At 51.2% G+C, this 15,341-nt stretch carries 11 protein-coding genes; 10 read left to right on the forward strand and 1 reads right to left on the reverse strand.

Annotated elements, in window-relative coordinates; genetic code table 11:
- Window positions 1-370 precede the first annotated feature (370 nt).
- The 6 genes from ABD880_RS07640 to ABD880_RS07665 are packed head-to-tail and all read left to right on the forward strand — an operon-like array spanning window position 371 to window position 8,476.
- A complete protein-coding gene (locus ABD880_RS07640) occupies window positions 371-910 on the forward strand; it encodes an NADH-quinone oxidoreductase subunit J family protein (protein ID WP_345164316.1) in 540 nt (179 codons plus the stop codon).
- Window positions 907-1,218 (forward strand): NADH-quinone oxidoreductase subunit NuoK, encoded by a 312-nt coding sequence (gene nuoK / locus ABD880_RS07645; RefSeq protein ID WP_425575826.1) that lies wholly within the window; start codon window positions 907-909, stop codon window positions 1,216-1,218. The genes ABD880_RS07640 and nuoK overlap by 4 nt, the downstream gene beginning before the upstream one ends.
- Complete coding sequence (locus tag ABD880_RS07650; protein WP_345164318.1) at window positions 1,211-3,316, forward strand: NADH-quinone oxidoreductase subunit 5 family protein; 2,106 nt, start codon at window positions 1,211-1,213, stop codon at window positions 3,314-3,316. The genes nuoK and ABD880_RS07650 overlap by 8 nt, the downstream gene beginning before the upstream one ends.
- 18 nt (window positions 3,317-3,334) lie before the next feature.
- The gene (locus ABD880_RS07655; RefSeq protein WP_345164320.1) at window positions 3,335-5,041 is read left to right on the forward strand and encodes a complex I subunit 4 family protein; all 1,707 of its coding nucleotides are present in this window, start codon (window positions 3,335-3,337) and stop codon (window positions 5,039-5,041) included.
- Complete coding sequence (locus ABD880_RS07660) at window positions 5,041-6,570, forward strand: NADH-quinone oxidoreductase subunit N (RefSeq protein ID WP_345164322.1); 1,530 nt, start codon at window positions 5,041-5,043, stop codon at window positions 6,568-6,570. Before ABD880_RS07655 ends, ABD880_RS07660 begins: the two co-directional genes overlap by 1 nt.
- Before the next feature lie 13 nt (window positions 6,571-6,583).
- Complete coding sequence (locus ABD880_RS07665; protein ID WP_345164324.1) at window positions 6,584-8,476, forward strand: amidophosphoribosyltransferase; 1,893 nt, start codon at window positions 6,584-6,586, stop codon at window positions 8,474-8,476.
- A gap of 136 nt (window positions 8,477-8,612) precedes the next feature.
- Here the strand turns inward: ABD880_RS07665 and ABD880_RS07670 are convergent, their stop codons facing one another.
- A complete protein-coding gene (locus tag ABD880_RS07670) occupies window positions 8,613-12,161 on the reverse strand; it encodes a T9SS type A sorting domain-containing protein (protein WP_345164326.1) in 3,549 nt (1,182 codons plus the stop codon).
- Window positions 12,162-12,760: 599 nt separating this feature from the next.
- Here ABD880_RS07670 and ABD880_RS07675 point away from each other — a divergent pair.
- The 4 genes from ABD880_RS07675 to ABD880_RS07690 all read left to right on the forward strand — a co-directional run bounded on the left by ABD880_RS07675 (window position 12,761) and on the right by ABD880_RS07690 (window position 15,268).
- Window positions 12,761-12,994, forward strand: coding sequence for a hypothetical protein (locus ABD880_RS07675; protein WP_345164328.1), 234 nt, complete (start codon window positions 12,761-12,763; stop codon window positions 12,992-12,994).
- Between the two features lie 544 nt (window positions 12,995-13,538).
- Complete coding sequence (locus ABD880_RS07680) at window positions 13,539-14,438, forward strand: DMT family transporter (RefSeq protein ID WP_345164330.1); 900 nt, start codon at window positions 13,539-13,541, stop codon at window positions 14,436-14,438.
- Between the two features lie 67 nt (window positions 14,439-14,505).
- Window positions 14,506-14,766 carry a hypothetical protein gene (locus tag ABD880_RS07685; protein ID WP_345164332.1) on the forward strand — a complete coding sequence of 87 codons (261 nt, stop codon included), beginning with the start codon at window positions 14,506-14,508 and terminating at the stop codon, window positions 14,764-14,766.
- Between the two features lie 199 nt (window positions 14,767-14,965).
- Complete coding sequence (locus ABD880_RS07690; RefSeq protein ID WP_345164334.1) at window positions 14,966-15,268, forward strand: glycine zipper domain-containing protein; 303 nt, start codon at window positions 14,966-14,968, stop codon at window positions 15,266-15,268.
- The last annotated feature ends 73 nt before the right edge of the window (window positions 15,269-15,341 follow it).

The following is a 15,341-nucleotide window of genomic DNA, read 5'->3' on the forward strand; positions in this document are numbered from 1 at the left end:
TGTGCCTAGGACTTTTTCTTAGAACAGATTCTCCCCTTTGAGGGCTGCCCAAACGAGCGTTTGAGGCATCGAGCGTAGCTCTAAGGAGGGTGTTTACACATCAGCAGAAGAAAGCAATGCGTCAGAGACAAGGCAGTGCCTGGTCTCTACATCTGTAACGCCCCCCTCATCATAGCCTTCTACCTCAGGGAGAAGGGACTACGCTATTTCGTTTTTGGCTTGTTTACCAGGAAATAGGGCAAAAACGATAACCACAAATCATGCACTCGCATAGCAAATAACGGACAACCAACCACCAACCTTCTAAATCAGGCTTGGCGGTTAGAGCGTCTTTTCCGAACTTGTCCGCTCTTGCTCTTACCCTGACCATATGCCTTCATTGCCACAGGTGCTGTTTTACGTCTTCGCTGGTTTAGCGGTGGGCGGCGGTGTGTGGTTACTGCTGAGCAAGAATCTGTTACACATGGCTTTTGCGCTGCTATTGACCTTGCTGGGACTGGCCGCCATCTACGTGCTCCTGTACGCAGATTTTGTAGCCGTGGCGCAGATCATGGTGTATGTGGGCGGGGTGTTGGTGTTAATCTTGTTTGGCTTGCTGTTGAGCTCCAACGCGACCGGCAGTTTTGTAGCGCAGGAACCGGTAAACCGAAGCATTGGCTTGTTACTAGCGGTGGTTTTGCTGGGCGGTGGTATTTGGGCTTTGGTACAGTCGTTTGATGCCGCGTTTGGCCACTACCCTGCTGTTCCTGCCCTTGCCCAACAAGCGGCACTGGGCCATTACACGTCCTTGCATGGGTTGGGTAAGCAACTGATTTCTACCTACGTCCTGCCGTTTGAGATAGCCTCTGTTTTGTTGCTAGTGGCCTTGGTAGGCGCGGCGGCCATCACCAAACAAACCTCGCGCAAATGATGGCCATTCCGTTGTTGCATCTGCTGGTGCTGGGCGCCATCCTGTTTTGCCTGGGTCTGGCCATTGTTTTGACCAAGCGGCACGCCATTGCCATTCTCATGGGTATTGAATTGCTGTTCAACGCCGCCAATTTGAATCTGGTGGCCTTCGCGCAGTATGACCCAGACCGGTTGCAGGGACAGGTGTACAGCCTGTTTGTGATGCTCATTGCCGCCTGTGAAACCGCCGTGGCTTTGGCCATTGTGTTGCAGGTGTTCAAATATTTTAAGACGGCCCATCTCCAAGACATAGACCAACTGAATGGCTGAGTTGCAAACCTTGCTCCTGGTGGCTCCTGTGTTGGGGCAATCCCTTTCCCTGCTGGAACGGGTGACGGTGGCCGGTCTTCTCTTGATGCCGCTTTTGTCTTTCCTGAGTCTGTTTCTGTTTGGCAGAAAACTTCCCCGCCACGGTGATTGGCTGGCCATTGGGTTCATGGGATTGTCCTTGACAGGGGCGTTGTTTTTGTTTAGTCAAGTCTGGGGACAGACGCCGCTACATTCTGAATTTACCTGGTTTCTACTACCACAGCCAAACGGCGAAGTAGTTTCCATGCAGGCTGGTGTCTATCTGGACAACCTCACGGCCGTGATGCTGGTGCTGGTGACGTTCATTTCTCTGCTGGTGATGGTCTTCTCTGTGGGCTACATGAAAGGCGATGCGCTCTACGCCCGTTACTATGCCTACCTAAGCCTCTTCACAGCCTGCATGCTGGGGTTGTTGCTGGCGGATAACCTGCTGGTGCTCTTCATTTGCTGGGAACTGGTGGGCTTTTTATCCTATCTTTTAATAGGCTTTTGGTACCAGCGGCAGGCGGCGGCAAAGGCCAGCACCAAGGCGTTTCTGGTCAATAGAATTGGCGATGTGGGCTTTCTGTGGGCCTTGTTTGCGTTTTTTGCGGTGTTCAAAACCTTCAACATCAACTCGGCGCAAGCGTTGCTGGCTACTTTGCCTTTGCAAGCCGAGCAAGGCGTGATGTTGTTGCTGGGCTTCGGGTTGCTGGCGGGTGCCATGGGCAAGTCTGCGCAGTTTCCGTTGCAGGTCTGGCTCCCGGATGCCATGCAGGGTCCTACGCCGGTTTCTGCCCTCATCCACGCGGCTACCATGGTAGCGGCGGGCGTGTATCTGCTGGCGCGGTGCTTCCCGTTTTTCCTGCCCGAGGTCCTGCTGACCATGGCCATCATTGGGGTCTTTACGGCTTTTATAGGAGCGCTGGCCGCCAGTCAGCAGCAGGACATCAAGAAAGTGCTGGCTTTCTCCACCATCTCACAGTTGGGCTATATGGTGATGGGCGTGGGCGTGGGCGCGCCTGAGGCTTCGTTGTTTCATTTGATTACGCACGCGTTTTTCAAGGCTTCGCTGTTCCTGATTTCAGGGATTGTGATTCATGCCATCCAGCATGCCTGGCACCATCATTCCAACAAGATTCTGTTTGAGGCGCCCATTGACGTGCAGGACATGCGCAACATGGGCGGACTGCGCATGATGTTGCCCCTCACCTTTGTCTGCTATGGTATCTCGGCGGGCGCGCTGGTAGGTCTTCCCTTCTTCTCTGGTTTTCTTTCTAAGGAGGCCTTGCTCTTGGCCAGTGTACAATGGGCGCAGGCTGGTGCTGGCTGGCAGTGGCTCCTTCCGGGGTTTGGCTTCGCGACGGTGCTTCTGACGGCGTACTACATGGCGCGGCAACTGTTACTGGTATTCTTCGGGAGACCCAGATTGAAACTGCCTTTGAAGTCTTATAAGTACAGTCCGCGCCAGGAAGTCTCCTGGACCATGCTGGCGCCAGTGATGCTGTTGACGGTCCTGAGTCTGTGGGTATTTTTTTCCTGGTCGCCGCTTTCTTCAGAGCAAAGTTGGCTGGTGCCGCAGATAGCCTCCGCGCTAGCCGCTAATTCCTTTTTCCCAGCAAACGGTCATCAAGCCCATATCTCCTGGATCCTCTATCTTTCTTTGGCAATGGTTGTCTTGGGTGGAGCATTGGCCTTCTTTACCCGCCAGGCGGTGCGGGCCAAGCAGTTCACCAAACCGGTGATGGGTTGGCGGTACTGGCTCAAAAATCAGTTCTTCTTAAATGAGGCCTATGCCTTTGTTGTAGTCAGACCCACCTTGGCGCTGGGCAGACTTACTGAGAAAACCGACCATATCCTTAATTATGGTTTGCACGCCTTTAGTAAAGGTTTTGTGGCTATTTCAAAGCTGATAGCCTGGGGTGATAGATGGGTAGTGGACGGGGCAGTGCAAGTGGTTGGCTGGTCCTCCAGGCAAGTAGGACATCTGGGCCGAAGCCTCCAGAATGGTAACATTCAATCTTATTATCTATTTTCGCTGTTAGGGCTGGTGGCTTTGCTCTTCTGGCTTTTTTATTAGCGGTCTCTCATACAGCGCATGGCATATTTGCTCAGTAGTCTCATTTTTGTTCCGTTGGTCGCCGCGCTGGTGCTGTTGGTTCTGCCCTCTAAAAAAACGGGCCTCCTGAAATATGTAGCCTTAGGCGCTACTCTCTTAGAACTGGCTCTCTCACTTCTGCTCTTTTTCCAAGTTCAGAATACCACGGGCGGTATCGTAGGACAAACGTTCCAGTTTCAGGAGAAGCATGACTGGATTGCTTTGCAATTGGGTTCCTTGGGACAACTCAAAATCTACTATTGGCTGGGCGTGGATGGCTTAAATGTGGCGCTCATTCTGCTGACGGGCATTATAGCCGTGATAGGCATCCTCTCTTCCTGGCGCATCCACCAGTCCCTGAAAGGCTACTTGAGCTTGTACCTATTGCTTTTAGGGAGCGTGATGGGCTGTTTTGTAGCCATGGACTTGTTCCTGTTCTACCTATTCTTTGAGTTCATGTTGCTGCCCATGTACTTCTTGATTGGGATGTGGGGCGGACCCAGAAGAGAATACGCGGCCATCAAATTTTTCTTATACACCCTGGTAGGTTCGGTGTTGATTCTTCTCGCGTTCATTGGTTTGTATGCTTCAGTGATGGACCCGGCAGCCACGGCGGTGCAACAGGGATTACCGGCCGGTGCACAAGGCATCCAACAAGTGCAGGCGCTAGTGCAAAACGGCCAATTGACCTCTGCCCAGGTGGTGCATGCGTTTAACATCCCAGACATGCTGGACGCGCGCAATTTCATCCCGGGCAGTATCTTGCATGCGGCGTCGGGCATTTCAATATTTGGTTTGTCTGCGCGTATGGTGGCGTTTTTAGCCTTGTTTCTGGGATTCTTCATAAAACTACCAGGCGTACCGGTGCATACCTGGCTTCCCGATGCCCACGTAGAAGCACCCACCCCCATCTCTGTAATTTTAGCCAGTATCTTGCTAAAAGTAGGTGGTTATGGGTTGTTTAGGATTGCCTTCCCGGTGTTCCCCGCCGAGGCCGCTGAAATGAGTTGGTTGATTGGCCTCTTGGGCGTAATTTCCATTTTGTATGGTGGGGCCTGTGCCTTGGCCATGTCTGATTTGAAGAAACTGATTGCCTATTCTTCGGTCTCACATATGGGCTTTGTTTTGCTGGGTTTGGCTGCGCTCACGCCTGAGGGTTGGAACGGGGCCCTGTTCCAGTTGTTCAGCCACGGACTCATCTCAGGGATGCTCTTTTTGATTGCCGGCGTGATTTATGACCGTATGCACAACCGCGACATCCATCGGTTTAGAGGGCTGGCCATGGTAGCGCCCGTGTTCACCACCTTTGTGGTGATTGCCTTCTTTGCGTCATTGGGTCTGCCGGGGTTCTCTGGTTTCATTGCCGAGTTGTTGGTTTTGCTTGGGGCCTTTGGGTCTAAGGCGGGCGGTGGTTTCTTGCCCAGGTGGATGGCCCTTGCGGCGGCGATTGGCCTGGTGCTGTCGGCGGCGTACTACCTTTGGACCTTGCAACGCATGTTCTTCGGCCGGTTCTGGCTGAGCCCCGACTTGCCTAAATCCTTTGCTGACTTAACCAAGCGCGAAATGCTGATGCTTTTGCCCTTGGCGCTGTTGGTCTTGCTGTTTGGCTTGTTCCCAGCCTTGCTCTTAGAAAAATCAGGAGCTACGGTGGCCGAGTATCTGAAGATATTTCAGCCGGTGGCGTCTACCTCACTCCTCCTTCCCTAATGCAGACGCCTATCCTTACCGCCCCGCTAGACGTTATGGGCCAAACCGCAGAAAGCCTGCAAAAACTCGGGCCCGAATGTCTCCTGCTGACGGGCTTTTTGGTAGTGCTGGTGCTGGATTTACTGCCTTCTCAAAAACTCCGGGCCAAGCTTCCCTTCTTCTCGCTCCTGCTGTTCATGGGAGTAGCGGTTTGGCAGGGCCTCCAGGTCTTTCAGGTTCTGCCTTATGCCACCGGAAGCTTTTTCATGGGCATGCTGCACCAGGACGGGCTGGCCTTGTGGGGAAGTTGGCTGTTCAGTCTTTCGGCGGTACTATCCTTGCTGGTGATGCAATTCGGCTGGAAGCAGGAACTGGAGACCAGTACCCGAAATGAGTTTTTTGCGGTATTATTTGCCGTAGTCTTGGGCTTGAATCTGTTGGTTCGGTCCAGCAACTTGCTCATGCTTTTCCTGTCCTTGGAGTTGGTTTCTATCGGGTCTTACCTGTTGCTACTCCTAGCTTCCGTAACGCCCAAGCGGGTGGAGGCAGGCGTGAAGTACATTTTGTATGGCATGTTCGCCTCGGGCATCATGCTCTATGGTATTTCCTTTTTGTACGGCTTATCGGGTACGCTTCAATTTTTGGAGCCTGGCTTCTGGGCTTCTTTGGCAGAGGTGCCCTTGGTGTTTATGACCTTAGTATGGGGCTTGGTGCTGGCGGGCATTCTATTCAAGCTAGCGGGATTTCCGTTTCATTTCTGGGCCCCAGATGTGTACCAGACCGCGCCCACCGGGGTGGTGGCGTTCTTCTCCACGGCTCCAAAAATCGCAGCGGTGTTGGTTCTGCTTCGGTTCTGCCTGGGCAGTGGAGTTACAACGGGAAGTTTGCAAGAGACCAATCCCTCGCTGTTTATTCTGTTGCAGGTAGCGGCGGTGGGTACGTTGATGCTGGGCAATTTCACGGCCTTACTGCAACAGGACATCAAACGCCTGATGGCGTATTCTTCCATCGCGCACGCGGGATTCTTACTATTAGCCATTCTGTGGGGCGGTGCCAGCTCGGTTTCAACGGTGCTGTTTTATGCTACGGTATTGCTGTTCTCCAACATGGGCTTCTTCTTGGTCATTCAATTAATGCAGAACGCTACCGGCTCTGCCTTGCTCAGTGATTGGGCCGGCTTAGGGAAGAAGGCTCCATATGTGGGCGTGCTGGCCATGGTCTTTCTCATCAGCTTAATCGGCTTGCCGCCCACAGGTGGGTTTCTGGCCAAACTGCTGGTGTTCTCCCAGTTATGGGAGGGTTATCAGGTCACCGGACAATTAGTATTTTTTCTTTTGCTATTAGGGGCACTCTTGCTTACCGCCGTAGTGTTGTATTACTATCTCAAGGTTCCCTTCACGCTTTTCATGCGCGGAAAGGAATACGGACAGAAAATAGCTTTTCCTCTGGGGGCTTACTTATTTTTAGGCTTACTTTGCATACCGGTTCTGCTCTCCTTCTTTAAGGCAGACTGGTTGGTGAAAGTCCTGGAACAAGTGCTTTCCCTTTAATTGATTCAGTCTTATGAGTGACGCAATAAAACACGAGTGCGGTATTGCCCTGATTCGCCTTCGCAAGCCCCTCTCCTACTACGCCCAGAAATACGGGACTCCCATGTACGCCTTGCACAAGATGTACCTGCTCATGGAGAAACAGCACAACCGAGGGCAGGACGGCGCAGGGTTGGCCAGTATCAAGATTGACACCAAACCCGGCACCGAGTACATAGCCCGCTATCGCTCCGTCAAGACCAAGGCCATAGACGCCATCTTCGGGAAGATCAGCGAGAAGTATGGCAAACTGCTCCGCAAGAACCCAGAAGCCTCCAAAAATGTAGACTGGCTCCGCGACAACCTTCCTTTCTTAGGAGATGTGTACCTGGGGCACCTGCGCTACGGCACCCACGGCGAAAACTCAGTAGACAACTGCCATCCCATGCTCCGGGAGAACAACTGGCGCAACAGAAGCCTGGCCGTGGCCGGTAACTTCAACATGACCAACGTAGACGAACTCTTTGGCGTCCTCACCGAACTTGGTCAGCATCCTAAACAGAAGATAGACACCGTCACGGTGCTAGAGAAGATAGGTCACTTCTTAGACGAGGAAAACCAACGCCTCTTTGACTACTACAAACCCGACCACAACAACCAGGAAATCACCCACCTCATAGAAGAAAACCTGGACCTGCAACGCGTCCTGCGCCGGGCCTGCAAGGACTTTGACGGTGGCTACGCCATGGCGGGCATGACCGGTTACGGTGCTTCGTTTGTAGTGCGTGACCCAGCCGGCATACGGCCAGCGTATTACTATGTAGACGATGAAGTGGTGGTAGTGGCCTCAGAAAAACCTGCCATCAAGACCGCCTTTGGCGTAGATTACAGCCAAATCAAAGAAATCACCCCGGGCCACGCCCTCATCATCAACAAGAACGGCACCACCTCTGAGCGCGAAGTGTTGCCCGCCCTTGAGAAGAAATCATGCAGCTTTGAGCGCATCTACTTCTCCAGAGGCAATGACCCAGAGATCTACCAGGAGCGCAAAGCCTTAGGCAAATTACTCTGCCCGCAGATTCTGGAAGCCATCAATCACGACCTGGAGAACACCGTTTTCTCCTACATCCCCAACACCGCCGAGACCTCTTACTACGGCATGATGGATGGCATTGAGGATTACCTTCGCAGTTACCGCAAGCAAGCCATCACAGAGGCCGGCAACGACCCAGAGAAACTGGAAACCATCCTGTCCTTTAAACCCCGGGTAGAGAAACTGGTGATCAAGGACGCCAAGCTCAGAACCTTCATCACCGACAATGACCACCGCGATGACCTGGTGGCACACGTGTATGACACTACCTATGAGGTGGTGAAAAAAGGCGTAGACACGGTAGTAGTGATTGATGACTCCATTGTACGCGGTACTACCCTGGAGAAAAGCATCATCAAAATGCTGGACCGCCTGGGCCCTAAGAAAATCATCATCGTGTCCTGTGCCCCACAGATACGGTACCCAGACTGCTACGGCATTGACATGTCCAAGATGAAGGAGTTTGTGGCCTTCAGAGCGTTAATGGGCTTATTGAAAGACAACAACAAAGAAAACCTAGCTGAGGAAGTGTATCAGCAATGCCGCCAAGCCGCGGGTACTGAAGCCTTCAAAGAGAAGAACTTTGTGCAGGCGCTGTATGAGGCCTTCTCTTATGAGGAGGTGAGCGCCAAGGTAGCCGAAATTGTCACCGCCAAAGGCATTCAAGCCGAGGTGCAGGTAATTTTCCAGACGGTAGATTCTTTGCATGAGGCCTGTCCGAATCATTTAGGCGACTGGTATTTTACCGGCAACTACCCAACGCCGGGCGGTACCAAGGTGGTGAACCGCGCCTTCATGAACTACATGGAGAAAAACGACGGAAGAGCGTATTAATGTGCTAATTTTTTAATGTGCTGATGTGCTATTTTTTAGCATCAACTATTTTATAAAGTAAACGAAGCGGGCCGGTTCATATGAACTGGCCCGCTTCGTTTTTGGCCTGTTTTACAGAAAATAGGCTAAAAACGAATCATTGCTTGATGAACCGCAGACGTTGGGTAATGCCTTCTTGGCTCAGTTGCAATACATACGTGCCGCTGGGCAAATGCTTTACTTGTATCTTAGAAGATGTACCGTCAGGATTCGTTGAGGTTGAATAAATCTTCTGCCCAGTCAATGTGAAAATATCTATCTGCGAGGAAGAATTTGGCACTAGACCAGCCACCTGCAAAACATCACTCGTTGGGTTAGGATAGGCAGTCAACTGTCCTGACTGTGTAGCATTGTTGGCTTTAACAGTTATCACTTTGCTCAACTCAAAAGCGCCGTCCACATCAATCTGTTTGATTCTGTAATACGTCAGCCTTGGAGAAGGATAAGCGTGCGTAAAGATGTATTTCTGCACCATGCTGCTATTGCCAGCGCCTTTGATGGTTCCTGCCTGTTTAAAGGTTTTTCCATCCAGAGAATATTCTATTTCAAAGCGGTCATTATTGATTTCTGTAGCGGTGGCCCACTCTATGACGTTACTATCACGATGGCGCTTTCCGGTTACAGACAACCAGGTTACTGGCAATACCCCCATGGTAGCGTTGCCAATGCCCATCTGCCCGAACTGCGTCATAAAGCTTCGTTTGGCATAGCCACCTAAAACGGTTCTGCCTTCTTTGTTTTCGCCTTCTAAAATACCACCGCCGGTCGTCCAATCCCGGCCAGAAACAGAACTCTTGGGCCTAACCAGCAACGCAAATTGATTGTCGGTCAGGTTTGAGAATCCCTGCAAAGAGGCCACGGCAGTGTACGTTCCAGTGGCAGGCATGGCGTTGGGGTCAACCTGCCAGACTCCATCGGCTTGCATGCTGGTGTAATAGGCATCGTTCTCCTCCAAGAACATATCACTGTCTTGATGGTTAGCCAAGGGCTGGAAACTTACCAAGACGCTTTGAAAGCCGTTCCCTGCCAATTCATTAGACGTTACATCCAACGTCCTCTTCCCTGCTGCGCTACCCACCGGAAAGGAATAGGTGCCGGTGGTTGCCATGGCTCTTCTCAGGTTACCTTGAATGTATAAGGCTGGGTCTGAAACCACTAACGCCGAAGGACTGGCATTAGCCACATACAATTCTCTGGTATCTGTTTTAAAGAGTCCGGTTTTTAGAGTAAACGTGCCCGTCACCGCCACAGAATTGGTGAGCGTGATGCCATTACTAGTTTTGGCTACTAACAAATTGGCCACGGTAGCAGGCAGGCCATTGCCTGTCACCATCTCTGAGGTGCCTATGAACCCATAACTGGCCTCTGGGGAGAAGGTTCTAGTACCGCTTACGCGTATGTTGCCGTCCTGAGTACCGGTTCCGCTGGTTTTAATGCCCTGCGGAGAACCGTACAGCAAAGTAGCGCCCGGTTGCACTATAAAACTACCAGTGCCGGCAATAGTTCTACTGGAGACTACCTGAAAGACGGTGGGCGCATTCACAGACAGCGTACCACTCACATCAAAATTGGCGCTTGACGTGATATTGCTTTCTCCGTCTGTGCCACTTGCCTGCACGGCGTTGAGCTGCAAATTGTGATAAGTGATTTTCTTGGAAGCCCCATAGGTTCCTTTAATACTTTGATATTGCCCACTTAGGGTGCCGTAAAACTCAATGGTACCACCTGTCAAATTATAAGGATTGTTGACGCCCGCTAGTTCTGGCAAAGTAGTAGTGACTCTACCTAAGCGTAAGGTACCTCCCGTCATGGTAAGGCCACCATCTCCTTTGAGAGACTTGTTACTGGCATCTAAGATAGCATTGGGCAGGATGGTGAGGTTCTGCGTGATAGTAGTGGTACTAGAGATGGTCTTGGCATTCACGCCCAGCGTGTTGCTACCGCTTATGATCAATGCAGGATAGGTTCCACCTTTCAAGGTCTGGTTGCCGTTTCCTGCCAGTTCTATGACCCCACCAGTTAAGTCATAGGTACCTGTCAACAAAGGCACTTGTGTATTGAGCATCTGTATTTGGTAGACGCCGCCTCGCATCACTAGCCTGCCGGTGCTGGTAATATCTGCGGTTGGGGTGGTAATGAATTTGCCTTGGAGTATCTCCAGTCGGCCGCCAGTGGCAGAAATAGAAGTGTTGTTAGAGATGCCTGTACTCTGCGTAAGCGTGACAGAGGTAGGATTGTCAATGATCAGGACTTTTCCGGAGGCCGTAGTTGTGAACGCATTTCCGGTTTGTTGCGGCACCGTACCGCTGTACACAAAAGTGGCTACTTGGTTAAACGTGCGTCTTGTGTCTGTGACCTGTACATTCCCAGATGCGCCTGATGCATTGATTCCCTGCGCGCTGGTAATGTACAAGGTACTCCCTTGCTCAGACCTGAAATGTCCCTGACCAGCTACTACAAACCCATTTCCGGCGGCGTCTGCATTGAAATCTAAGAAAGCACCATTTTCAACAGTAAGCGTACCGGCGTAAACCGAGTTGTTGGGGTTGATGGTGAGGTTACTGGCTAAACGCGCTTTGCTTCCGGCTTTTACGGTGAGGGATGCATGATGAAAAGCACCAGCTACCTGAATGATTTGCCAGTCTGTCCCGGTCAGCCTGATGCCGCTGGTATTGGAAGCAACGGTAGCGCTGTTAATGATAGACGATGTTGGATCAACCGTTAGATTACCTTTCAGGTCTACCTGCGTCAAAGCCGAAGCACTACCTGTTTGGTTAAGCTGCAGCACGGCGCTGTTGCCAACCTGCAATCCTCCGGCCATGACCAAGGAAGATGTACCACCGGCTTGATTCTGCACATAGTACGTCCCTCCCGCCAATAATACGCTTTGCCCGAAACCCACTTGACTGTTGGCGCCAGTAAAGAGTAAAGAAGACGACGACGGAAGCGAGATGGAAACCTGTCCAGCCGCCAGGTTCGCGCTTGCCTCTGTCAAAACCCATTGTGTATTGGTTTTAGTCAAAGCGAGGGAAAGGTTACCCAGCGCATAGCCATTGGCTTGTAGGCTCATACGACCCGGCACAAACAATGCCATACCAGGCGCCGCGTCTTCTATCTTGATTTCGGAGGTTGGATCTATCTCCTCTACACCCGCCCAAAGGTTGGACTGCCCTTGATAGGAAGAAGAGTTGATGGTGAGTTTTGCGTTGGCATCTAGTTGCAAGGTCCCTTTAGCATGGACGTCTCCCTGCATCATGAGCGTTGCGCCAGGTGCAATAGACAAAAGCGTAGTAGTGGTTAAATAGGCAGTGGGTTTAATAATGAACGTTTGCGAAGGAGCTATCATCACCTTGTTCACCTCCAGGGTGCCTTCTGCCTGCGCAGCATGTTGCACATAGAGGGTTGCATTGGCCGGCAATGGATAAGAGGTAGCTACCCAGGTGTTCTCATTATTGAACTGCTCTAATGAGGCTGTGCCAGCAGTCTGGCTGAGGGTGCCTGCAGAGGCGGTTCTGTAATCACCGGGAGAGTAAGTTGGAGAGGTTTGCGCTTGTACCAAGCCACACCTGAAAATGGAAAAAGCCCATACCAACATCCAAACTGTAAAGGTGGCAGAGCTCGTTTTTCTAGTAAATTTAATCGCCATACACTAGAGGATAAAATTTAAAATTTGATTTTCCGGTTAACTTAAACTTCTCACTGCTAGTTCAATAGCGATTATAATTTTCTGGTTAATGACGAAAATACATAGTTGAAACCTGCATTTTGCACGGTGAATCCATCATTAAACAATAAGTCGTTTTTGGGCTGTTTTCTAGAAAATAGCCCAAAAACGGACTAGCCAGGTCCTTCTCCCTAGATTGAGGCTCACCTCAACCCCTGCTGAACAGAGAGGCGGTTTTTCATGACGTCAGCCGTTTTTTCCCCGAAAGATTTCGGGAGGCTACCCTTGTGGGCACTGCGAATATGGTGCGTACTGTCTTTAGCCGCCTGATATAGTACCACCCCCCTTGCCCCCTTCAAGGGGAGAATCCTCGGTTGGAACCGTCTTTGGCGCAGACGCTCGCAGACCCTGCAGGACGCTACTTGTTTAGTCCTGAGTCCTGAGTCGCGAGTCTTGAGCCTGAAAGAGCTCCAGTCATCCCCCTACCCCCTCCGAAGGGGGACGGAATGCGTGGTAAAATAGCAATGCCCGGGCAGTTGCAAACTGCCCGCCATCATGGGGCTAAGTCAAAGACTTGCACCATGGCCACGGGAATGGAGATGGCTACAGCCGTGCGCAGCACGCATGTCTCTGCAGCGACAGTGACAGGATTTACCTCCAACCACCAGAATCAACCATCCAGCCTACACAGCATTGGAACCAGAACCAGTCTTGGTCCTGAGCGCCTCTGTTGTTTCGTCGCCCGCCAGGGCGGGGCCAAAGGCCCAGAGTACAACAGCAGTGCGAAGGGCCAGGACGAGGCCCCGCGGCCTTGAGCGCTTAGCAGAAAAGATGAAACAAGGCTGGTAGTACGCACCGGAGCCAACGTCATTGCCAAGGGAACAGCCAAAGGCGTGCCTCAAGTTTCTTCCAGAGAGTAATGGCAACTGGAGCGGCAGTTCGGGTCGTTGGTGATAACACCAACAACGGCGGGAGGGTTGAGAACGCCAACGCGTGAGCAGCCAAATGCTAGCGCACATCCCCTCTCTCAAAGTCATGGATGTAACATCCTCGCCATAGAAGGAAAGATCAGCCATGCGTGAGGACACAAGCGGACGCTTGCGCCATAGAACCCTGCCACAAATAAAACCCGCGAGCTTGGAGACTCGCCGCATCCAACGTCACGGGTCTCCTGAAATCCTTCAGGATAAATTACGACTCGCGCCAGACACCAGACTAATTAGGTCTATGCCAATAAAGCTAATGCAATCAGCCATTGACCATCAACAATCAAAATCGTTTTCCGCCTATTTCCCAGAAAACAGCCCAAAAACGAAAAACCCTTAGGAACCACCCCAACCACTCCCCTACCTTTGCGGCATGAACCAGCAGGTAAAAGTACACGGCTCCTTGTTTTTGGTGGCGCTCATCTATGGGGCCAACTACAGCATTGCCAAAGAAGTGATGCCGGAGTACGTGCAGCCGTACGCCTTGATTTTGTGGCGGGTGAGCGGGGCGGTATTGTTCTTCTGGGCAGTGTCGCTATTTAGGACCAAAGAGCAGATCCAAGGCTGGGCCGACTGGCGAAGGATCATCTTGTGCGGGTTCTTCGGGATTGCCTTGAACCAGCTCACGTTTTTTGGCGGGCTCAACCTCACCTCACCCATCAACGCCTCTCTCATTATGACCATCACGCCTATTGTGGTACTGGTCATGAGCGCGGTGCTGTTGCGCGAGAAAGTAGAGGCGCAGCGCATTGGCGGCATTCTGCTGGCCTGCGCGGGGGCGTTTCTGCTCATCTATGGCAAGACAGACGCCAAATCACAGGGCAATACCTTGGGAGATATTTTGATCTTAGTGAATGCTACATCGTATGGGATTTACCTGGTACTTGTCAAGCCACTGATGCAACGCTACAAGGCCATTACCGTGGTGAGCCGAGTGTTTTTGGTGGGGTTTATAGGGGTACTGCCCTTCGGGTTGCCGCAGATCATGGAGCCTGACTACGCATCCTTTCCTGTGTATGTATGGGCAGCCATTGCGTTTATGATTATTGGTGTGACCATCATGGCCTATCTATTAAACGCCTGGGCATTGACCTATGCCAGCCCTTCATTATTGGGTGTGTACATCTATTTACAACCAGTTTTGGCCATTCTCATTGCCGTAGCTTTGGGCAAGGATGTGTTTACTTGGCAGAAGGCCGTTTTTGCCTTAATGATATTTGGAGGCGTGTATCTGGTAAGCAGGCCAAAGCCTAAAGCAGCCCTTCCAGCTTAAATTTTTTCATTCAGTTTTGCACTAAGCACCAGTCCACATTGTTAGCCGGGGAAGTAACCAGATGGCCATGACCCTGCAAGACCAACAGCCTTTTGACGAACACGCCCTGCACCACCTCTTTCTACAAGTAGAGGCTGCAGACTCTACCTGCCTGCTCAACCTGGCCGGCCATCCCTTGCGCATACGTGAGGTAGTATACCAGATGGTAGAGAACGGTTGCCGGGTGTGCAAGGTAGAAGCCGACCAATACAACACTTTTCTCTATGACAAAGAGGTCACTGAAATCTACGACTACCTTACTACTATTATAAAAGTAAAATTTATATAGACCTTACAATACAAACATATTCTATATTTAATACAATTTATATTATTTATACAGCGCCTGCTTTTCTTTAAAGAGCAGGCGTTTTTATTCCATTAACCCCCTAAATGCATTAAATTCTAATCAAAAGCCTTATACACTCTATACAACCTTGATTAAAACAACTTCGTTTAATACAATATATCCCATACTACCTAAAACTATGAAAAAGTTAAAAATAGCCACTGTCATGCTTTGCTCCGTTTTCTTTTTGGGCGGTAGCATCACAGAGACGCAGGCACAGGATACCAAGAAGAAAGAGAAGAAAGGCTGGAGTAAAAAAGCCAAGGGTGCCGTCATTGGCGGAGCCGGGGGCGCAGCCGCTGGAGCCGTAGTAGGCGGTACTAAAGGCGCCGTGATTGGCGGCGTGGCTGGTACCGTTGCCGGTGGAGCCATTGGCAAGAAAAAAGACAAGAAGAAAGACCCTAAACGCCACCAGCAATACACCAAGAAAAGCAACGACTAACGCCTTTCCCGCATACATCCTACAAAAACAAGAAGAGCTCGGCGCATGCGCCGGGCTCTTCTTGTTTGGCATA

This window comes from Nibribacter koreensis (genome assembly GCF_039541795.1).
GTDB classification, from domain to species: domain Bacteria; phylum Bacteroidota; class Bacteroidia; order Cytophagales; family Hymenobacteraceae; genus Nibribacter; species Nibribacter koreensis.